Annotated in this window: 21 protein-coding genes; 10 read left to right on the plus strand and 11 right to left on the minus strand. The window is 62.9% G+C overall.

Annotation, left to right across the window (positions count from 1 at the left end; genetic code table 11):
• Positions 1–11: 11 nt before the first annotated feature.
• The 3 genes from ACFOJ9_RS23990 to ACFOJ9_RS24000 all read right to left on the minus strand — a co-directional run bounded on the left by ACFOJ9_RS23990 (position 12) and on the right by ACFOJ9_RS24000 (position 2,795).
• The gene (locus ACFOJ9_RS23990) at positions 12–1,280 is read right to left on the minus strand and encodes an ABC transporter substrate-binding protein (protein ID WP_378981953.1); all 1,269 of its coding nucleotides are present in this window, start codon (positions 1,278–1,280) and stop codon (positions 12–14) included.
• Between the two features lie 127 nt (positions 1,281–1,407).
• The gene (locus ACFOJ9_RS23995; RefSeq protein WP_378981955.1) at positions 1,408–1,896 is read right to left on the minus strand and encodes a GNAT family N-acetyltransferase; all 489 of its coding nucleotides are present in this window, start codon (positions 1,894–1,896) and stop codon (positions 1,408–1,410) included.
• Positions 1,897–1,901: 5 nt separating this feature from the next.
• Positions 1,902–2,795 carry a transglycosylase SLT domain-containing protein gene (locus tag ACFOJ9_RS24000; protein ID WP_378981957.1) on the minus strand — a complete coding sequence of 298 codons (894 nt, stop codon included), beginning with the start codon at positions 2,793–2,795 and terminating at the stop codon, positions 1,902–1,904.
• 180 nt (positions 2,796–2,975) lie between these two features.
• On the opposite strand from ACFOJ9_RS24000, the gene ACFOJ9_RS24005 reads away from it, so the two are divergent.
• A complete protein-coding gene (locus tag ACFOJ9_RS24005) occupies positions 2,976–3,545 on the plus strand; it encodes a methylated-DNA--[protein]-cysteine S-methyltransferase (RefSeq protein WP_378981959.1) in 570 nt (189 codons plus the stop codon).
• Positions 3,546–3,586: 41 nt separating this feature from the next.
• Here the strand turns inward: ACFOJ9_RS24005 and ACFOJ9_RS24010 are convergent, their stop codons facing one another.
• The gene (locus ACFOJ9_RS24010) at positions 3,587–3,895 is read right to left on the minus strand and encodes a nuclear transport factor 2 family protein (RefSeq protein WP_378988018.1); all 309 of its coding nucleotides are present in this window, start codon (positions 3,893–3,895) and stop codon (positions 3,587–3,589) included.
• 90 nt (positions 3,896–3,985) lie between these two features.
• Positions 3,986–4,888, minus strand: coding sequence for an MBL fold metallo-hydrolase (locus ACFOJ9_RS24015; RefSeq protein ID WP_378981961.1), 903 nt, complete (start codon positions 4,886–4,888; stop codon positions 3,986–3,988).
• A gap of 160 nt (positions 4,889–5,048) precedes the next feature.
• Here ACFOJ9_RS24015 and ACFOJ9_RS24020 point away from each other — a divergent pair, with 160 nt between their 5' ends.
• Entirely contained in the window at positions 5,049–5,939 is an 891-nt protein-coding gene (locus ACFOJ9_RS24020; RefSeq protein WP_378981963.1) for a LysR family transcriptional regulator, read from the plus strand.
• A gap of 27 nt (positions 5,940–5,966) precedes the next feature.
• On the opposite strand, the gene ACFOJ9_RS24025 is transcribed toward ACFOJ9_RS24020, so the two are convergent.
• Positions 5,967–6,296, minus strand: a complete 330-nt coding sequence (locus ACFOJ9_RS24025; protein ID WP_378981965.1) for a hypothetical protein — start codon at positions 6,294–6,296, stop codon at positions 5,967–5,969.
• Between ACFOJ9_RS24025 and ACFOJ9_RS24030 the strand changes: the two genes are divergently transcribed.
• The 4 genes from ACFOJ9_RS24030 to ACFOJ9_RS24045 all read left to right on the plus strand — a co-directional run bounded on the left by ACFOJ9_RS24030 (position 6,286) and on the right by ACFOJ9_RS24045 (position 7,502).
• Complete coding sequence (locus ACFOJ9_RS24030; protein ID WP_378981967.1) at positions 6,286–6,492, plus strand: hypothetical protein; 207 nt, start codon at positions 6,286–6,288, stop codon at positions 6,490–6,492. The two genes, ACFOJ9_RS24025 and ACFOJ9_RS24030, sit on opposite strands and share 11 nt — an antisense overlap.
• Positions 6,493–6,573: 81 nt before the next feature.
• On the plus strand, positions 6,574–6,786 hold the full coding sequence (locus ACFOJ9_RS24035) for a cold-shock protein (RefSeq protein WP_010910991.1): 213 nt from the start codon (positions 6,574–6,576) through the stop codon (positions 6,784–6,786).
• A 273-nt stretch (positions 6,787–7,059) separates the two neighbouring features.
• Complete coding sequence (locus ACFOJ9_RS24040; RefSeq protein WP_378981969.1) at positions 7,060–7,260, plus strand: hypothetical protein; 201 nt, start codon at positions 7,060–7,062, stop codon at positions 7,258–7,260.
• On the plus strand, positions 7,257–7,502 hold the full coding sequence (locus ACFOJ9_RS24045; protein WP_378981971.1) for a hypothetical protein: 246 nt from the start codon (positions 7,257–7,259) through the stop codon (positions 7,500–7,502). The genes ACFOJ9_RS24040 and ACFOJ9_RS24045 overlap by 4 nt, the downstream gene beginning before the upstream one ends.
• Before the next feature lie 54 nt (positions 7,503–7,556).
• Here ACFOJ9_RS24045 and ACFOJ9_RS24050 read toward each other — a convergent pair whose 3' ends face one another.
• The 3 genes from ACFOJ9_RS24050 to ACFOJ9_RS24060 all read right to left on the minus strand — a co-directional run bounded on the left by ACFOJ9_RS24050 (position 7,557) and on the right by ACFOJ9_RS24060 (position 10,015).
• Entirely contained in the window at positions 7,557–8,165 is a 609-nt protein-coding gene (locus ACFOJ9_RS24050; RefSeq protein ID WP_378981973.1) for a glutathione S-transferase family protein, read from the minus strand.
• 111 nt (positions 8,166–8,276) lie between these two features.
• Complete coding sequence (locus ACFOJ9_RS24055; RefSeq protein ID WP_378981975.1) at positions 8,277–9,125, minus strand: EAL domain-containing protein; 849 nt, start codon at positions 9,123–9,125, stop codon at positions 8,277–8,279.
• A complete protein-coding gene (locus ACFOJ9_RS24060; protein WP_378981977.1) occupies positions 9,122–10,015 on the minus strand; it encodes an EAL domain-containing protein in 894 nt (297 codons plus the stop codon). Before ACFOJ9_RS24060 ends, ACFOJ9_RS24055 begins: the two co-directional genes overlap by 4 nt.
• 195 nt (positions 10,016–10,210) lie before the next feature.
• Between ACFOJ9_RS24060 and ACFOJ9_RS24065 the strand changes: the two genes are divergently transcribed.
• The gene (locus ACFOJ9_RS24065) at positions 10,211–11,413 is read left to right on the plus strand and encodes a pyridoxal phosphate-dependent aminotransferase (protein ID WP_378981979.1); all 1,203 of its coding nucleotides are present in this window, start codon (positions 10,211–10,213) and stop codon (positions 11,411–11,413) included.
• A gap of 70 nt (positions 11,414–11,483) precedes the next feature.
• On the opposite strand, the gene ACFOJ9_RS24070 is transcribed toward ACFOJ9_RS24065, so the two are convergent.
• Positions 11,484–11,879, minus strand: a complete 396-nt coding sequence (locus ACFOJ9_RS24070) for a (R)-mandelonitrile lyase (RefSeq protein WP_378981981.1) — start codon at positions 11,877–11,879, stop codon at positions 11,484–11,486.
• A 284-nt stretch (positions 11,880–12,163) separates the two neighbouring features.
• Here ACFOJ9_RS24070 and ACFOJ9_RS24075 point away from each other — a divergent pair, with 284 nt between their 5' ends.
• The 3 genes from ACFOJ9_RS24075 to ACFOJ9_RS24085 all read left to right on the plus strand — a co-directional run bounded on the left by ACFOJ9_RS24075 (position 12,164) and on the right by ACFOJ9_RS24085 (position 17,166).
• Complete coding sequence (locus ACFOJ9_RS24075; protein ID WP_378981983.1) at positions 12,164–13,693, plus strand: putative bifunctional diguanylate cyclase/phosphodiesterase; 1,530 nt, start codon at positions 12,164–12,166, stop codon at positions 13,691–13,693.
• Positions 13,694–13,887: 194 nt separating this feature from the next.
• Positions 13,888–15,939, plus strand: coding sequence for an elongation factor G (locus ACFOJ9_RS24080; RefSeq protein ID WP_378981985.1), 2,052 nt, complete (start codon positions 13,888–13,890; stop codon positions 15,937–15,939).
• Positions 15,940–16,668: 729 nt separating this feature from the next.
• Positions 16,669–17,166, plus strand: a complete 498-nt coding sequence (locus tag ACFOJ9_RS24085; RefSeq protein ID WP_378981987.1) for a methyltransferase family protein — start codon at positions 16,669–16,671, stop codon at positions 17,164–17,166.
• 168 nt (positions 17,167–17,334) lie between these two features.
• Here the strand turns inward: ACFOJ9_RS24085 and ACFOJ9_RS24090 are convergent, their stop codons facing one another.
• Positions 17,335–18,231 (minus strand): LysR family transcriptional regulator, encoded by an 897-nt coding sequence (locus tag ACFOJ9_RS24090; protein WP_378981989.1) that lies wholly within the window; start codon positions 18,229–18,231, stop codon positions 17,335–17,337.
• Positions 18,232–18,266: the final 35 nt, after the last annotated feature.

Here is an 18,266-nt window from a genome sequence, read left to right on the forward strand (position 1 = left end):
GCATCGTCGCGTCACCAGCCTCGGCCCTTCAGCTTGGTCAGCATCGCTTCGAGGTCGGCCAGATTGTCGGCGGCAGTGCCGTCGCCCGAGAGCGTGTTGTGAACGGCGTTCCAGAACTGGCTCGACGCCTCGTTGTATTTGATCCTGGTCGCGGCCGAAGGGCGCGGCACCGCATTGAGAAATATCTGCTTCCAGCGCGGAACAATCGGCTGTTGCCTGGCGATGTCGGCATCGTCATAGAGCGCCTGGATGGTCGGCAGGTTGGACGTCTTGAGCGTGCGGTATTTCTGCATCGCGGGCGAGGCGATGAACCTGACCAGCTCGATCGCGGCATCCGGATGCTTCGAATATTTGGAGACGGCGAGGTTCCAGCCGCCGAGGGTCGCGACCGGTCGGGCGCCCTCGCCCGTGCCGGCCGGCAGCGGCGCCACGTCGAATTTGCCCTTGATCGGCGAGCCCTGGCCGTTGCCGAGCGCGTAGGCATAGGGCCAGTTGCGCATGAACACCGCGTTGCCGGTCTGCCAGACGCCGCGCGATTCCTCTTCCTGGTAGGCAAGCACGCCGGGCGGCGCGATGGTCCCGACCCAGCCCTTGACCATATCGAGCACCACCGCCGCGTTTGGGTTGTTGATGGAGATGGAGCCGTCCGGCTCAATGATCTGGCCGCCGCCATTCGACATCACCCATTCGAGCGCGTCGCAGGTCAGTCCCTCATAGGCATTGCCCTGGAAGACGAAGCCCCAGATATCGCGATTGCCGGCCGCACGCTCCTTGTCCATGACCAGCTTGGCGGTGTCTGCCAGTTCCTCCCAGGTGGCCGGCACCTTGGCGCCATATTTGTCGAGGAGATCCTTGCGGTAGTAGAGCGCCGGTGCATCGGTGAAGATCGGCAGGGCGACGAGTTTGCCATTGACGGTCTGCGACTGGATGATCGACGGGAAATGCTCAGCTACGATGTCCTTGGACGCCGCGGTCAAATCCACGAGCTGGCTGGCGAGCTGCGGCGCCCAGATGACATCAGTCTGGTAGACGTCGATGTCGCTGTTTCCCGCGGCGAGCCAAAGCCGGTACTGGCCGAACTGGTCGGTCCCGGACGTCGGCATGACGACGATGCCGACCTTGTTGCCGCTGTCTTTCTCGTAACGGTCGAGGATCTCGCGCAGCACCTTGATGCCGTCGCCGGTATCGCCCGACACGATCGACAGCTCGACAGCCCATGCCGGCGTGCCAGCCAGCATGGCAGCGACGCCGAGCGCCAGGAATGCGTGAAAAAGCTTCATGGTGGTGGATGTCCCTCTGCGGCCGGCGACGGAAAATCCTCCCACGCGCCGGCAGCTTGTCAGACCCCACCCTGCATTGAATGCGGAGCGACGCTTTGGGTTCCCAAATCACGCGGCTGGGACGGTTTCAGCCTTCCCAGGCGACGGGCATCATGCCCAGCCGCTCGTAGAGCCGGACGGCGGCGGCGTTCTCGACCGTGTTGGTCTTGAGGTCGACATGATCGGCGCCGCGTTCGCGAAAAATGGCAAAGGCGTGCCACATCAGCGCCTCGGCAACGCCCTTGCCGCGCGCCTCGGGATGAACGGCGAGGTCTTTGACGAAGGCGCGGGTCCAGCACAGCGCAGCCGCCGCCAGGCGGCCCTTGGCATCGATGACGAGGAAGCACAGTGCCGGGTCGAATTCGGGATCGTCCGATATGCGCGGCCACCATTCGTCGAACGGGCCGTCAGTGCCGTCGTCGAACACTTCGGTCAAAAGCGCATGCAGGGCCGGCGCGTCACCGGGCATGAAGCTGCGCATGACAAACCCATCCGGCCAATGCGGCGGAACCAGCGTCTCGTCGAGGATCTTGCGCAGCCGGATATCGTTCAGAGCCGGCGGGCGCGGTTCAGGCATCGCGCTCAGGCGTCGGGCTGCAGGCGGCGACGCTGGCGGTCGCGGCCAAGACCGGTCGCCTCGAGCAGGCCCTTGCGCTTGGCGTCGAAATAGTAGCCGGTCTGGTAGAGCCAGTCGGCGCGCTTGGCGTTGCCGCCCGCCACCAGCCAGGCGCCGCGCAGATATTTGACCGCGTATTTCAGATTGGTCTCGGCGTCGAACAGGCCCTTGGCCGGTCCGTCATAACCCATGCCGCGCGCCGTCGCGTGCTTGATCTGCATCAGCCCCCAATGGCCATTGTTGTAGGCTTTCGGGTTGAAGGTGCTCTCGCGGTTGACGACATGGCGCACCAGGTCCACCGGCACCTGGTAGAGTACGGCATATTTCTCGATCAGCCGCTCGACATCGCCACGCGCGCCCGTCGCGTGTTCTTCCGTCGGCCCGACGGGACCCTGCACCAGGGCGGCCGGGTTCTGCGGCACGACATAGGCGACCTGCTGGACGCCGGGCATCCGGTCGCCCTTGGCGGTCGCTGGCCTGACGAGGCCTGCCGTCGTATAGGTCTCGGCCGGCTCAGCCGCATTTTCCGGCGGCGGCGCCTGCCAGGCATTGGCGGTCATCACGGCAGGCACGGCTGGTGCCGCCGGCGTCGATCCGGCAAAGGCGGCGGTCACCGCCGCCGGTTGTACTGTGGGATCGAGCGGCAGTTCGGCCGTCTGAACAGGGGCAATACCCGAGGATTCCGGCAGCACCGAAACGGTCTCCGGCAGCGGCACGGTGAAGCCGACGTCAGTGCCGGCGGCGGTCGCGGTTTCGGTAAACGCAGGCGCGGACTTCATCTGCGAGGTCGACGTGCAGCCGCTGATGCCGGCGGCGGCCAGGATCATGCCGAGCGCGATAAGGTTGAGTTTTGCTGGCAAGCCGCGCTCGGGTCCGATTTGTCGGGTGTTAAGAAAATCCTTACACCAGCGATTCAGGCCGGGCAATCGGGGCCACCAGGTGGTTTTCGGGTGGCGAGACCTGGGCTCCGATGCCATATTGTTCTGGATCTGTACTGGGACGAATCCCGGTTTTCGCCACTTTGCGGAAAGGAACGCATCATGGACACGACATCCTCGATCACGGCCGGCCACGCAGTGTTAGAAACAGTGATCGGCTTCATGGGCATTGCCTGGAGCGAAAAGGGCCTGATCCGGCTCTGCCTGCCCGAACGCAGCCGCGAAACGGTGGAGCGTCGCCTGCTGCGCCATGGCGGCGTTTCCGTCTCCACGGCCCAGCCGCCATGGGTGGTCGAGCTGATCGCAGCGATCAAGGCCTATGCGGCGGGCGAGGACGTCGATTTCTCCGCCGTGCCCGTCGATCTCGACGGCGTCGACGATTTCCGCCTGGCCATTTACGACGCGGCGCGAAAACTCTCCTTCGGCGAAACCACCACCTATGGCGAGCTGGCCAAAACCGCCGGCCATGCCGGGCTCGCCCGCGAGACTGGCGCAGCGCTTGGCGCCAATCCGGTGCCGCTGGTCATCCCTTGCCATCGCATCCTTGCCGCCGGCGGCAAGATCGGCGGCTTCTCTGCGCCGGGCGGCTCGGCCACCAAGGAGAAGATGCTGGCCATGGAAGGCGTGCGCGTCGGCCCGTCGCCACCGGCGCAGGTTTCCTTCGGATTTTGACGGCTGCGGCTGGCGCGGGCAGAAGGCCTGGATCAGTACATCTAGTGCGTCGAGGTCAGGGCGCGCGCGACCAGGACGGTATCGACATATTGCCGCATGCGGATGATCTTGCCGTCCCGCAGTTCGGAAAGATGAGCGAAGGGGGCCGTCATGGATTTTCCTGTCGCCTTGTATGTGCCGGAATACACGCCGAAGGCCGCTACTCGGTCGCCATCGGCAATGAAGCTGTGCACGTCCGCGTGATATCCCGTCCATTCCGAGCCGAGCCGCTTGAAGACACCCTGCATCAGGGCGTCGACACCGACATAGGTGCCGGCATAGGGGAATCCTTCCGCCTCGGTCCATTCGATGTCGGGGGAAGAACGGCCAGCAGATTGCGGCCGTTCTCCTCGGAAGTTCCCTCATAGGTTCCGCGGATCAAATCGAGGTTCGTCGCCATCTCAGCCCCACTTCATCTCGCCCTTGGCGACTTTGGATCCGATATCGAGGGCTACACCCATACCGAGGCCGGGGAAGCGGGCCTCCATGGCCGATTTTAACGCGGCGCTATCGGCCGCCTTGTCCAGCTCTTCCTCGAAGGCGAGCAGATAGGACTTGGTGAACTCCACGGCCGAAGGACCGATCGCGGCCTCGAGGGCCATGTGGCCAGGCACCACGACGGCGGGTTTGCGGGCGGCGATCGCATCCAGCGTCTTGACCCAAGCGGCGCGGCTTTCCTTGGTTTGCGTGTCGGCGGTCCAGACATGAACGCCCGAGAAGATCATCACCCCGCCGAAAACGGCATTGAGCGACGGCACGAACAGATATCGGCGGTTGGCTAGTCCTTCTTCCGCGTTGACGATATCGACAGTCTCGCCATCGACGGTCAGCTTTGCGCCGTCGAAGGCCTCCGGAAAGACGATGTCCGATAGCGCCTGAGGGCCATTTTCCTTCAATTGCGGGCCCCAGACGGCGAGCTTCTTTTCTACATTGCCCTTGATGGCGTCCAGCGTGGCGGAGGCAGCGATCACTTTTGCTTCGGGGAAGGCCTCCCGCACCGGCTTCAGGCTGAAGTAGTAATCGGGATCGGACTGAGTGACGTAGATGGTGGTCAGCTTCTTGCCGGTAGCCTTGATGGCATCGGCGAGCGCCCTGCCGTCCGGATAGGTGAAGCCGCCGTCGATCAACAGGGCTTCGCTCGGCCCCGACAGCAGCACCGGAGCACGGAAGAAGCCGTTTGGACCTGCCGGGAAATGTTTCCAGCCAAGCTTGGCGCTGGCGGCCTGGCCGCTGTCGATGGGGGCGAAAACGGCGGTTGCGCCAAGGGCCAATGAGGTCTTCATGATCTGTCTCCTCGTGAACATGGAATAGCTCCGGTGCGTGAATGGGTCAGGCCGCGATGGCAGTCTGCGGGTCCGCCTCTGGCTGAGCGAACAGCGCGGAAGGTACCTCCACTGGATTAATTGATAAATTGTCTATAATAATACAGACTGTATGGCATAAGCTTACAATCTGAGGCGTCCCGTGGAACCAATCAACCTCAACCGCCTCGCCTATTTTGCCACCGTCATCGACGCAGGTTCGTTTACCCGAGCAGCCGAGCGACTCGGCATCACGAAAGCCGTCGTCAGCCAACAGGTCGCCCGCCTTGAAGCCGAACTTCAGACCGCGCTTCTCGTGCGTACGACGCGGAGGCTTGAGCCGACCGAAGCAGGCCGCCTTTTGCATGCACGCTGCGTTCTGATCCTGCGGGATGTTGAAGAGGCAGTCGCTGAGGTCGGCGAGAGCAATACCGAAGTGGCTGGTGTGCTGCGCGTTTCCGCGTCCAATGACTATGGCGCGATCGTGCTGGCCCCGATCGCCGCCCGCTTTCGCCAGAAATTTCCTGCCTGCGGCGTCGAACTGTTCATTTCCGATGCCATAATTGATTTGATCGGCAACAAGATCGACCTGTCCATCCGGGTTGGCTGGCTGGAAGACTCCAGCCTGCAGGCGCGCCGCATCGGCACTTTCCGGCAAATCCTGGTCGCGTCGCGGGATTTCGCCGCCGGGATTAGGGTGGACAAGCCAGAAGATCTTTCTTCCTTGCCGCTCGTGGCCAATGCCGTGCTTCGCAAGCCGTTCACCTGGAGCTTCACCCGAGATGATTTCGAACCGCGCACCGTCACCATGCGCGAGGCGTTCTCCATCAACTCAACCCCGGCGGTACTGGAAGCCACGCTCGCCGGCGGCGGGGTGGCGGTTTTGCCGGACTATCTGGTCGTCGATTATTTGTCGCAGGGTCGCCTCGTCCATATGCTGCCGGACTGGGAGCTGCCCTCCGGCGGCATTCACGTGGTTTATCCGGCGGCCCGCTTTCGCCCGCAAAAAGTGACGCAATTCGTGTCCATGCTCATGGAACACATCCGAGATTGAGAGCAATCGCTGCCGGTTGATAAGCCCTTAATTGTTATGGAAGAACCGCCGGCGGAAATGCCGGTCATTGTCCGGCCGCTTGCAGTTGTAGACCGGACAGGACCTGGTGTCGGCGCTCGGCACGTAGGCGCGCGTCCTCACCTCGCCCATGGTGCAGAATTGCTGGCTTTGCACATAGCGGTCGTAGAGCGGCAACCCCGGCACCCGCGTCGACTGGTAACGCAGGATGACGGCGCCCTGCCGGGCGATCGTCGCCTGAACCTTGCCGCAGCTCATGCGGGTCGGATCGTAGCGCGAGACCGCCTGCGCCTCGGCGGCCACCAGCGTCAGGCAGGCGGCAAGCAGAATGGTTTTCATGGTGCTCTCCCCTGATCCGCCGCTCGAGGACAGCGTGATCTACCGCAAGGTTTTCAGCAGATTGGGGCAGCCGTTGGGCAGCGCCTCGATCACGGCTTTCTCACGCAGTCTTGTTTTTTATGCGAAACCAGCCTATATGCCTTCCATTGATATTTCGGCCGATCGATCCGGGCCTCGCGATCTTCGCGTTTGCTGACGTCTATCTCCAAAATCTCGATGCACACCGGCTGGACCTCGGTCTGGTCAAACTAAAGCAAATGTTGAAGGACTATCTAAAATGGCAACTGGAACGGTCAAGTGGTTCAACGCCACCAAGGGCTTCGGCTTCATTCAGCCTGACGCGGGCGGCGCGGACGTTTTCGTCCACATCTCCGCTGTCGAGCGTGCTGGACTGTCGACCCTGGTCGAAGGCCAGAAGATCAACTTCGAGATCGAGCAGGACCGCCGCACTGGCAAGTCGTCCGCTGGATCTCTGAGCAAGGCAGCCTGATTTTGCGAAGTGCGCGCGCCGGGCGAGAGCTCGGGGCGCGCGGCAAGTCACGGATGTACTGACAGTCGCGCGAGAAGCGCGCTGGAGCGGAAAGACCCGACAAGCTGGATCAGCAGATAGCTGCCAGCCCGGACCGGACGCTCCCGATCAGGCTACCAAGCATGGGAAGGCGGGATTTATCCCGCCTTTTTGCTGTCTGGGGTTCAAATGCCGCCGCCAGAACCTATAGTCCCACTTGTGGTACTTTTGGCCCAATAGTGATACTATTCAGCGATGACTAAGCTTGAGCAAATCGAAAAATCCGTCGCAGCCCTTAGCCCCGAGGAACTGAAGGCGTTTGCCGCCTGGTTCGAGGGGCTTCGGGAGGATATGTGGGATCGGCAGATCGAAGCCGACGCCAAGGCCGGCCGATTGGATAAATTGGTGGCCGAGGCGCGGGCTGAAATAGCGGCCGGCAAATTGCGCGACTTGTGAAGCACCGCGCGACCGCGAGTTTTTGGGCGAAGTATCAATCTCTGCCGAAAGCCGCTCGCCGTCTGGCCGACAAAAGCTTCGAAAGCAACCCCCGCCATCCATCTCTTCATTTCAAAAAGGTGAGCGAGTTTTGGTCAGCAAGAATAGACATCAACTATCGCGCCCTGGCTCTGGAGAGCGCTGAAGGCTTTGACTGGTTCTGGATCGGCACTCATGCCGAATACGATCGTCTCCTGAAATAGGCGGCGCCTTGTGCGGGCAGCCGCGAAACGGCGACGGCGGCGTGCGGGACAAAACTACCCCACCCACTCGATCGGCACATGCCCCGGATCCGCTTCCACTCGGCCAAGCCATGCCGCCACCGCCGGATAAGCGTCGAGCTGGAAGCCGCCCTGCTCTGCCGTATGCGTATAGGCATAGAGCGCGATGTCGGCGACGCTGAGCGCGCCGCCGGCGAAGAAGGCGCTATTTTCAAGATGCCTGTTCATCACGCCGAGCGCCTTGTTGCCGCGCTCCAGCGTCACCGCCAGCCGCTCCGGCGTCGCATCCGCGGCTCTTTCCGGGAAAGTCAGCAACGCCTTGCGCACGGCGATGTAGGGCTCGTGGCTGTATTGCTCGAAGAACAGCCATTGATAGGCGAGCCCCCGCTCATACCTGTCCGCCGGCAGGAAGCGCGTGCCTTCGGCGAGATAGAGCAGGATGGCATTGGATTCGGCCAGCCGCCGGCCGTCATCGAGCTCGAGCAGCGGCACCATGGCGTTCGGGTTCTTGGCGACAAAGTCGGCTTTGCGCGTGTCGCCGGTATGCGAACTCACCTCGACATTGGTGAAGGCAAGGCCAAGCTTGGCCATCAGCAGGCGCGGCTTGTAGCAATTGCCGCTGTCGATCATGCCGTAAAGTATCATGCTGTTCCCCGGAGCGCTGCCTCTGCCGACGCAACTATCGCAGCGACGGCGCCCTCAACCAATGATTTGTTTTGGCGCGACGATCAGCGCCGCTGATGTGTGGAGCAAACCTTAGCCGAACAGCGGGACGACATTGCCGACATTGCCAAGCAGCGTGTCGATGTGCAGCGGTTTTTCCTCGAAAACGGTTCCGGCCAAGGCCGGACGGGCGAGAAGAAAACCCTGCAGCAGGTCGACGCCGCCTTCGAGCGCGACGCGCAGATGGGTGGGCTGCTCGATGCCCTCGACCAGCACCTTGGCGCCACGGTCATGCAGGCTGGAAACCAGCGGGCGGAAGAACCGTTCGGCAGCGGCGTGGCGGCAGAACTCGGCGAACCAGGTGCCGTCGATCTTGACGATGTCGGGCCTGAGCAGGCTCACCCGCTCCTCGGTCGAGTGCCCGGTGCCGAAATCGTCGATGGCGATGCGGATGCCGTCGCGCCGCATTTCGCGCACCAGCCGGGCAAGAAGCGCGTCATCGGCCGCCTGTTCGGTGATTTCGCAGACCAGCATGGCCGGCGCGAGGCCGAAATCGCCGAGATGCCTGGTCATCAGCCGGATCTCGGCCAGCGCCCGCCCCGGATGGTCGTTGATCAGCGGATTGTAGTTGAAGAACAGATCGAGCCCGTCGACGCCGATGTTGCGAAAATTCCTGAGATGCAGCGCCCGGCACATGGTCTCGACAAACAGCCGGTCGGGAGCGGCAATGCTTTCGAAGAACATTTTCGGCGCACCGGGGCGGCCGGCACGGTGCGGCTCGATCAGCGCTTCGACCGCGACCGCATGAAGCAACCGGCCGCGCGGCGCGAAAATCGGTTGATAGGCGCTGCGCAGCCGGAACTCGCCATGGATGCCGTACTCGATGCCGACTTCGTCGACCCGGATCGCATCGCCGACATTGCGCCGCCGTTCAGGCCTCATGGCGTCACCCGGCGCCCGAATGCCTTCGCCGGCCGCGCTGAAGGCGTTGCCGGGGCAGGAACAGGTGTGTCGACGGCAGCAGCCACAGGTCCCTGCATGGTCTTGCCGAAAACACGAAAACTGGTCGGCGCCAGTTCGGGCCGCGCCAGCACGAAACCCTGCACCATCGACGCTCCCGATTTCTCGGCGAGCTCCAGTTGCCAGCTCTCTTCGATGCCTTCGAACACCGTGTGGATGCCTTGCTCCTCGAAGCTTTTCACCATGGTGGTCAGCAGCGCGAAGCCGGCACCGGATTCCATCAGCTGCGTGATCCAGTAGGCGTCGAACTTGACGATATCCGGCTTCAGCTCCTTGATGCGGTTGATGTCGGAATCGTCGGCGCCATAGTCGTCGACGGCGATGCGAAAGCCGTTGGCTCTCAGCGCCGCGACAAAGTTGTGCAGGGTCTCCTGCGATGCCGACCGCTGCTCGGTCACCTCGCAGACGACGCGGCGCGGATCGATGCTGGCCTCATGCAGCACCAGCCGCATTTCGCGCAAGGCGGCGTCGGCAACCGTGCGTTCGGTGAACACCGACGGGTCGAAGTTGACGAAGATCGACGCCTCCTGCGGCAGGCAGGCGCCGGCGTTCAGAAGATGCAGCGTCCTGGTCAGCGCCTCGATATGCAGGCGGTCGGCGGCCGGGCAGGTCGAGAAGAAATTCATCGGCGATTGCGGCTCGCCGTCGCGGAACGGCCGGATCAGCCCTTCGAACGCGACCACCGACAGCTTGCCTTCGTTGAAGGCGAAGATCGGCTGGAAGGCGCTTTGCAGCGTGTAGATGCCCCAGACACCCGTGGAGGTGCCGTCGTCCTGACGGATGATGTGGGCAAGCCCGACGCTGCGCGACACGGTTCCTCGCTCCGCAATTGGATTGCGATCCTGCCACTCAAGCCTCTACCGTCTGTTAATGAATTTATTGTTGCCGATCACAGCTCCTTGAGACCTGGATCAGCCGACAATGCTTGCACTGCGCGAAATCATGCGACATGAGAAGCGCCGCGGCCGCTCCCGGCCCGCGCCGACCTTGTTTGGAGATATCTGGTCATGGCCTTTCTTGCCGACACTCTTTCCCGCGTAAAGCCTTCCGCCACCATCGCGGTGACGCAGAAAGCGCGCGAGCTGAAAAATGCCGGCCGTGACATTATCGGCCTCGGCGCCGGCGAACCGGATTTCGACACACCAGACAACATCAAGAATGCGGCGATCGAGGCGATCCGCCGTGGCGAGACCAAGTATCCGCCGGTTTCGGGTATCGTGCCGCTGCGCGAGGCGATCGCGAAGAAATTCAAGCGCGAGAACAATCTCGACTATAAGCCCGAGCAGACCATAGTCGGCACCGGCGGCAAGCAGATCCTGTTCAACGCCTTCATGGCGACGCTGAATCCTGGCGACGAGGTCATCATCCCCCGCCCCTACTGGGTCAGCTATCCCGAGATGGTGGCGATCTGCGGCGGCACGTCGGTGTTTACCGACACCTCGATCGACAACGGCTTCAAGCTGACCGCTTCCGTGCTGGAAAAGGCGATCACGCCGAAGACCAAATGGCTGCTGATGAACTCGCCGTCGAACCCGTCAGGCGCCGCCTATACCGAGGCCGAACTCAGGGCGCTGGCCGACGTGCTGTTGAAGCACCCGCATGTCTGGACGCTGACCGACGACATGTACGAGCACCTGACCTATGGCGACTTCGTCTTCAAGACCCTCGCCGAGGTCGAGCCGAAGCTCTACGACCGCACCCTGACCATGAACGGCGTGTCGAAAGCCTATGCGATGACCGGCTGGCGCATCGGCTATGCAGCCGGTCCGGTCGCGCTGATCAAGGCGATGGACATGATCCAGGGCCAGCAAACATCAGGCGCCTGCACCATCGCGCAATGGGCCTCCGTCGAGGCGCTGAACGGCCCGCAGGATTTCATCGCCAAAAACAAGGCGATCTTTCAAGGCAGGCGCGACCTTGTCGTGTCGATGCTCAACCAGGCGCGCGGCATCACCTGTCCGTCGCCGGAAGGCGCCTTCTATGTCTATCCCTCCTGCGCCCAGCTGATCGGCAAGAAGACGAAGGCCGGCAAGCTGATCGACACCGACGAGACCTTCTGCGCGGAACTGCTCGAGGCCGAGGGTGTCGCGGTGGTGTTCGGCTCGGCCTTCGGTCTTGGCCCCAACTTCCGCATCTCCTACGCCACCTCGGAGACGCTATTGGAGGAAGCCTGCACGCGCATCCAACGCTTCACGGCATCGCTCACCTGATCGGCGCACGGCATCGCAATCAATGAAAACCCGGCTCGACGCCGGGTTTTTCGTATTGGCTCAGATAACATCAGTCGCCATACTGCTCACCGCTGACCGCTTCCAGCCAGTCGGCATGGACGCCGTCGACCGCCTCCTGCATGGCGATATGCGTCATCGCCGATGTCGGCGCCGCGCCATGCCAGTGCTTTTCACCTGGCGCAAAGGAAATGACGTCTCCGGCCCTGATCTCCTGGACCGGCTCGCCCCATGTCTGGGCAAGCCCGGCGCCCACGGTAACATAGAGCGTCTGGCCAAGCGGATGCGTATGCCAATGGGTGCGTGCGCCCGGTTCGAAGCTGACCAGTACGGCCCGCAGCCGCGCCGGCGCCTCCTTCTCGATGATCGGCGTCTGCAGCACCCGGCCGGTGAAGTATTTTTCCGGCGCTATGATGGTCGGCACGCTGCCGCAGGCAATGATCTTCATGGTCGATGGTCCTTGATCTCTGACGGGCTGGCGGCAGAACACCGCCTCTCCTGGCATTTGGCGCAAATGACATTGGCGCAAGTCGGCACCTTCCTCCGATATGCCGCGCCGTGCAACTGCGATCGGCCTTCTCCGCCACCCTGCGGGCATCCACGGCAGGCTTCTTAACCATGAACGTTCGATCACCGGCACGGGTGGCCAAATCGCTGGCTAGGCGTGGCCGACGCAAGGGCTTCTTAATGGCTGCCCTCTAGCCCTTCGCTGGCAGGTGTAGGGGCGATGAGATGAGCATACTGGCGACGATCAGGGACCACAGCGGCCGCGTCTACCGCGGCATCCAATTGTTGCTTCTGATCAGCATCGGCGCTGCGTTGCTTGGCGCGGTCGACCGGTCTCAAAACCAGCCCTCGGGCAGCGCCTTCACCGTCTCGATCCTGGCCACCAGCCTGGCCCTGCTGGCGCTGATGTATATGCGCAGCAGCGTCGTCCATCGCTTGCGGTCGGCCGCCGTCGCCGAGGCGGAAAAGCATCATTTCCTGACCAGGGACGCGATGACGGGGGCGATGACCCGCCGCTATTTCCTCGAAGCGCTGCGCGACAGTCTCGGTAGCATGCGCGACCGGCGCGATGCGACCTTGCTTTTGATCGACGTCGATCATTTCAAGCAACTCAACGACACGTTCGGGCATCAGTTCGGCGACCTCGCCTTGGCGTATCTGGTCAAGACATCAGAGCGCATCTTTGCCGGCGGCATGGTCGGACGGCTCGGCGGCGACGAGTTCGGCGTCATCATTCCGCACAGCGATCTCGCCGCCATCAACAAGGATGTCAGGCGATTGCTTGATACCATGCGGGCCGGAAAATCGCATGAGGGCAAGACCATCCCGCTCTCCATTTCCATCGGCGTGGCGCTGGCACCGACACATGCCTCGAACACGACGGAACTGATGCTGGTTGCCGACCTGGCGCTTTATGAGAGCAAGGCGGCGGGCCGTGGCCGCGTCACCGTGTTCGACGAGGAGATGCTGTCCGACAAGCGCTACCGTCGCCTGGTCGAACGGGAACTGCGTGCGGCGGTCTATCTCGGCGAACTCGAGCTTTACTACCAGCCGATCGTCAACCCGGACGGTTCCACCTATGGCTTCGAAGGGCTGATCCGCTGGCGCCATCCGGTTCGCGGCCTGATCTCGCCGGCCGAGTTCATTCCGATCGCCGAGCGTTCGACCCTGATCGACATGCTCGGCGAATGGGTGTTCAAGCGGGCTTGCGCCGACATCGGCCATTTCCCGGGACGGCGCATCTCCATCAACGTCTCCGGCGAACAGCTGAAGCGCGACGAGATCGTCACCATGTGCGACCGCGTGCTGAAGGAGACCGGCCGCTCCGCCGCGCAATTCGTCATCGAGATCACCGAGACGGTGGCGACCGCCGCGACGCCCGAAATCCTGAGGCGCCTTGAAGCATTGCGCGGCCTCGGCTTCCACATCGCACTCGACGATTTCGGCACCGGCCATTGCGGCTTCAACTATCTGAAGACCTTGCCCATCGACAGCATCAAGATCGACCGCTCCTACATCCGCAGCCTCGCCCATGACCAGGTAGCGCAGATCTTCGTTTCGGCCCTGGCGCAGATCGCGCGCATCCAGGACGTCACCATCGTCGCCGAGGGCGTCGAGACGCAAGAGGAGTTCGCCCTCGCCAAGGCCGCCGGCTGCAATCGGTTCCAGGGTTATTTCTTCGGCAGGCCGGCACCGCGCGACAAGGTTGCTTCCCTGCGCGCTACCCATGCCGAGCCGCTGGCACTGAGCGCCTGAGGCCACAGCGACGATTTCTATTTTTCTTGCCCTGCCGGCAAACAAGTGGGACGATGGATTTGGGCAGGTGGCGAAACGAAAAGAACCCCGCCCGCGACGGTCGAACAGGCCGGCCGCCGCTCAGGACCGATTGACCACGCCTGAACCATGCATGCCAGTCGGTCCTGCGGGAAACGCCTGAGTGGAGGTCAGTTATGGGTACTCGCGCCGGAGGACGACGCACGGGACCGAAATGCATTGCCATAGTCGGTCCCTTTGCCAGCGGTAAGACGACACTTCTCGAAGCCATATTGGCCCGTACGGGCTCAATTCCCCGACAAAATCCCGTTTCATCAGGTAACACCGTTTCGGATCATTCGCCCGAAGCGCGCGCCCACGCCATGAGCGTCGAGGCGACAATCGCCACCACCGAATTCATGGGCGAGCAGCTTACTTTCGTCGATTGTCCCGGCTCCATCGAATTCTCCTTCGAGGCCGAGCCGGTGCTGGCAGCCTGCGACCTAGCGGTGGTCGTTGCCGAGGCCGATGAAAAGAAGATCCCTGCCCTGCAGTTGATCATGCGCAAGCTCGACGATCTCGGCGTGCCGCGCATCCTGTTTCTCAACAAGGTCGACAAGGCAATCGCCGGTGTGCGCGACACGCTGAAGATGCTGCAGCCGGCAAGCTCGGTGCCGTTGCTGCTGCGCCAGATTCCGTTGCGCAAGGACGGCGTCGTCATCGGTTCGATCGATCTGGCGCTGGAGCGCGCCTACATCTATCGCGAATATGCCGAGAGCGAGGTGGCCGAGATTCCGGGCGACGACAAGGCGCGCGAACTGGAAGCGCGCTTCTCCATGCTGGAGGCGCTGGCCGACCATGACGACCAGTTGATGGAACAGCTGCTCGAAGAGATCGAGCCGCCCAAGGACGCCATCTTCGACGACCTTGCCGCCGATCTGCGCGACGGCGCGGTGACGCCGGTCCTGATCGGCACCGCCGAGAAAGGCAACGGCGTGCTGCGCCTCCTGAAGGCGATCCGCCACGACGCGCCCGACATCGAGGCGACCCGCAAGCGGCTCGGCGCGCCCGATGGCGCTGCTACCGTGGTCCAGGTGATAAAGACCATCCACACGCCGCATGGCGGCAAGCTGTCGGTGTCGCGCATCCTCTCCGGCCAGGTCGTCGATGGCTCCGAACTCTGGCTGCCCGGCGGCGACACAGCCAAGGTCTCTGGCATCTACCGGATGCTCGGCAGGGACCAGTCCAAGCTTACCCTCGCCAAGGCCGGCGACACGGTGGCGCTGGGCAAGCTGGATGGGGTCAAGACCGGTCAGACGCTGAGTTCGGCCAAGGGGGGCATCAAGCCGCTGATTGAATTCGAGCCGCCGCAGCCGGTCTTCGCCTTCGCGCTGCGCCCCAAGGAGCGCAAGGACGAAGTGAAGATGTCGGCCGCCATCCAGCGGCTGGCCGAGGAAGATCCCTCGCTCAGCCTGCGCCACAACCAGGATTCGGCCGAGACCGTGCTGTCGGGCCATGGCGAGATGCATCTGCGTGTCGTGCGCGAGCGGCTGGAAGGCAAGAACCAGATACCGGTCGAAGGCCATGCGCCGGCGGTGCCCTATCGCGAGACGATCCGCAAACCGGCGCAGCAGCGCGGCCGTCACAAGAAACAGTCCGGCGGCCATGGCCAGTTCGGCGACGTGGTGATCGAGATCAAGCCGCTGCCGCGCGGCTCCGGCTTCCAGTTCACCGACACCATCACCGGAGGCGTCGTGCCGAAGACCTACATCCAGTCGGTCGAGACCGGCGTGCGCGACTATCTGAAGTCCGGCCCGCTCGGCTTCCCCGTCGTCGATGTCGCCGTCAACCTGTCGGACGGCTCTTATCACGCGGTCGATTCCTCCGACATGGCCTTCCAGATGGCGGCACGGCTGGCGATGAAGGAAGGCATGGCCGCCTGCTCGCCGGTGCTTCTGGAGCCGGTGATGAAGGTCGAGATCGTCACGCCGTCGGACGCAACCTCGAAGATCATCGCGCTCATCCCGCAGCGGCGCGGCCAGATCCTCGGTTACGACGCACGGCCTGACTGGCCCGGATGGGATGTCGTCGAGGCGACCATGCCGCAAGCCGAGATCGGCGACCTGATCATCGAGTTGCGCTCGGCGACCGCGGGCGTCGCCAGCTACCGTGCCGTCTTCGACCACATGGCCGAACTCACCGGCCGTCTGGCTGACGACGCGATGAACACCGACGGCAAGGCTGCTTGATTCTATCGCGTTGCGGCACGCCCCTCGAACCTTGATTCGGGGGGCAAAAGAAAACAACGCCCGGCGGGGACCGGGCGTCGTTTTGTTCGCGGACCGTTTCCTTGGGAGGTAAAACGGCAGGTCCGCCGCATTTGGAGCCGCCGAACTTCAGCGGAAAAACGGTTCGGACGCGGTAGCCGCCTGAGCCCGGGCCGTACGAGTGATGCCCCCATCTCCCGTCCGAACCACACCGCGTCCTATGGTCTACATAGCAGGCCACGGACGTCCGCGATATGTTACCCGAGGTTACATGTCACTGTTACGTGGCAATTGTGATGGATTTTTTGGCCACCCCAGCAGGCACAGGCAACAAAAAAGCCGGATCAACGAAGATCCGGCTGAGTTTGATTGGAAGTGCCTGTTAAGGCTAACCTCCAGAGGGGAACACTCGAGGGCGCTAATGGGAGGAGAACGCGCCCAGGAGATGATCTTTATATGTGCTCATCATGCCCAAGAAACAAGCATCTATTTTGCAACACACGCATGCAAAAAGACGCAGGCTGTGGTCTAACCCATTCCCGGAGCCAATAGGACCAGCAAAATCGTCAAAATGGAGCGCTGAACCGAGTGGTTGTCACTACAGAATCGCGAAACGCGGCCTGGTTTTGCCCCGAATTGCCAAAACTGCGTAGTGATGTGGAAGCGGGCAGCAGGCGTTCATTTCTAAGGCAATCAGGGAGGACGCAGCCAATGCGGACGTTTTCGGCGATCGCCGGCAGTGCGGCCTTCTTTATTGCAGCACCCGGCGTGGTTGCCGGGCTGGTACCCTGGCTGTTGACCGGTCGCTGGGGCTTGCCGTGGTCGAGCCTGCCGGGCTTTGTCCCTGTTGGCGGGCTTCTGATCGTCGCCGCGATCGCAGCACTCCTGCATGCCTTCGGCCGCTTTGCGCTCGAGGGCCTCGGTACGCCCGCTCCGGTCGCGCCGACCGAGAGGCTGGTGATCGGCGGCATCTACCGCCATGTCCGCAACCCGATGTATGTCGCCGTGCTGTCGATCATCCTCGGCCAGGCGCTGCTGTTCTCGAGCTGGACGCTGGTCGCCTTTGCCGTCATCGGCGCGATTGCCATGGGCTCCTTCGTGCGGTTCTACGAGGAGCCGACATTGGCCCACCGCTACGGCGCCGAATACGAGACCTACCGTCGCAACGTCCCCGGCTGGCTGCCTCGGCTGACGCCCTGGCGGGGCTAAATTAGGTCGAAGCAGCGCCACATGGGGCATGTTGAGATTCAGGTCAGGCCGAGCCGAGAGCGGGGGATTCCGAGAACCGGAACGGAGCGGACATTTGGGTCCGTGAGTACCGGAAGCGCAGGAAGCCCTCGTTCGCAGGCCGGCATCACCTGAATATCGATATGCCCCTCAGAAGGACCAGCTCCTGGCCTTGGCGATGATGAAATCGCGGAACACGTGCAGCTTGGCTTGGTTCTTCATCGCATCGGGGTAGGCGAAATAGGTGTCGAAGGACGGCACTTCGGTCTCCGGCAGCAATTGCACCAGGTCGGAGTCCTTGCTGATCACATAGTCGGGCAGCATGGCGATGCCGGCGCCGCCCTGCACCGCACGCTTGATCGACAAGATGTCGTTGATCTGCAGCGTCGGCACCCTTTGTCCGCCGTCGAAATCGCCGACCGTTTCCAGCCAGTTCAGCTCCGACAGATGCGAGGGCACCGGCACGCCGAAGGTCACGATGCGATGGGCCTTCAGCTCGGCGACCGAAGCCGGCTTGCCATGCTTGGCGACATAGGAAGGGGCCGCATAGAGGTGGAAATGCACGGTGAACAGGCGGCGCTGGATCAGGTCCGGCTGCTGCGGCTGGCGCAGCCGGATGGCGCAATCGGCCTGGCGCATGGTAAGGTCGAGTTCCTCGTTGGCGAGGATCAGCTGCAGGCTGATTTCGGGGTAGAGCTCGATGAATTCCTGCACCCGCTCGGTCAGCCAGCCGGCGCCCAGACCCACCGTCGTCGTCACCCGGAGCACGCCGGACGGGCGGTCCTTGGTCTCGGTCAGCCGTGACTTGATGGTCTCCAGCTTCATCAGCACGTCATGCGCCGTGCGGAACAGCATTTCGCCCTGCTCGGTCAGCACCAGCCCGCGGGCGTGGCGGTTGAACAGCGGCACGCCGACATCATGCTCGAGCGCGCTGACCTGCCGCGAGATCGCCGATTGCGACAGATGCAATGTCTCGGCCGCATGGGTAAACGACCCCGCCTCCGCCGCAGCGTGAAACACGCGTAGCTTGTCCCAGTCCAACGCCATGATACCCCTCGTTCTGTTTTGGCGTCTGAATGAAA

The sequence above is a fragment of the Mesorhizobium cantuariense genome (genome assembly GCF_042647205.1).
Lineage (GTDB): Bacteria > Pseudomonadota > Alphaproteobacteria > Rhizobiales > Rhizobiaceae > Mesorhizobium > Mesorhizobium cantuariense.

Excerpts from the sequence above, each read along its gene's own strand:
- ACFOJ9_RS23990 (WP_378981953.1), bottom strand. The coding sequence starts at position 1,280 with ATGAAGCTTTTTCACGCATTCCTGGCGCTCGGCGTCGCTGCCATGCTG.
- ACFOJ9_RS23995 (WP_378981955.1), bottom strand. The coding sequence starts at position 1,896 with ATGCCTGAACCGCGCCCGCCGGCTCTGAACGATATCCGGCTGCGCAAG.
- ACFOJ9_RS24005 (WP_378981959.1), top strand. The coding sequence starts at position 2,976 with ATGGACACGACATCCTCGATCACGGCCGGCCACGCAGTGTTAGAAACA.
- ACFOJ9_RS24015 (WP_378981961.1), bottom strand. The coding sequence starts at position 4,888 with ATGTTCACGAGGAGACAGATCATGAAGACCTCATTGGCCCTTGGCGCA.
- ACFOJ9_RS24030 (WP_378981967.1), top strand. The coding sequence starts at position 6,286 with ATGGTTTTCATGGTGCTCTCCCCTGATCCGCCGCTCGAGGACAGCGTG.
- ACFOJ9_RS24025 (WP_378981965.1), bottom strand. The coding sequence starts at position 6,296 with ATGAAAACCATTCTGCTTGCCGCCTGCCTGACGCTGGTGGCCGCCGAG.
- ACFOJ9_RS24035 (WP_010910991.1), top strand. The coding sequence starts at position 6,574 with ATGGCAACTGGAACGGTCAAGTGGTTCAACGCCACCAAGGGCTTCGGC.
- ACFOJ9_RS24040 (WP_378981969.1), top strand. The coding sequence starts at position 7,060 with ATGACTAAGCTTGAGCAAATCGAAAAATCCGTCGCAGCCCTTAGCCCC.
- ACFOJ9_RS24050 (WP_378981973.1), bottom strand. The coding sequence starts at position 8,165 with ATGATACTTTACGGCATGATCGACAGCGGCAATTGCTACAAGCCGCGC.
- ACFOJ9_RS24055 (WP_378981975.1), bottom strand. The coding sequence starts at position 9,125 with ATGAGGCCTGAACGGCGGCGCAATGTCGGCGATGCGATCCGGGTCGAC.
- ACFOJ9_RS24065 (WP_378981979.1), top strand. The coding sequence starts at position 10,211 with ATGGCCTTTCTTGCCGACACTCTTTCCCGCGTAAAGCCTTCCGCCACC.
- ACFOJ9_RS24070 (WP_378981981.1), bottom strand. The coding sequence starts at position 11,879 with ATGAAGATCATTGCCTGCGGCAGCGTGCCGACCATCATAGCGCCGGAA.
- ACFOJ9_RS24075 (WP_378981983.1), top strand. The coding sequence starts at position 12,164 with ATGAGCATACTGGCGACGATCAGGGACCACAGCGGCCGCGTCTACCGC.
- ACFOJ9_RS24080 (WP_378981985.1), top strand. The coding sequence starts at position 13,888 with ATGGGTACTCGCGCCGGAGGACGACGCACGGGACCGAAATGCATTGCC.
- ACFOJ9_RS24085 (WP_378981987.1), top strand. The coding sequence starts at position 16,669 with ATGCGGACGTTTTCGGCGATCGCCGGCAGTGCGGCCTTCTTTATTGCA.
- ACFOJ9_RS24090 (WP_378981989.1), bottom strand. The coding sequence starts at position 18,231 with ATGGCGTTGGACTGGGACAAGCTACGCGTGTTTCACGCTGCGGCGGAG.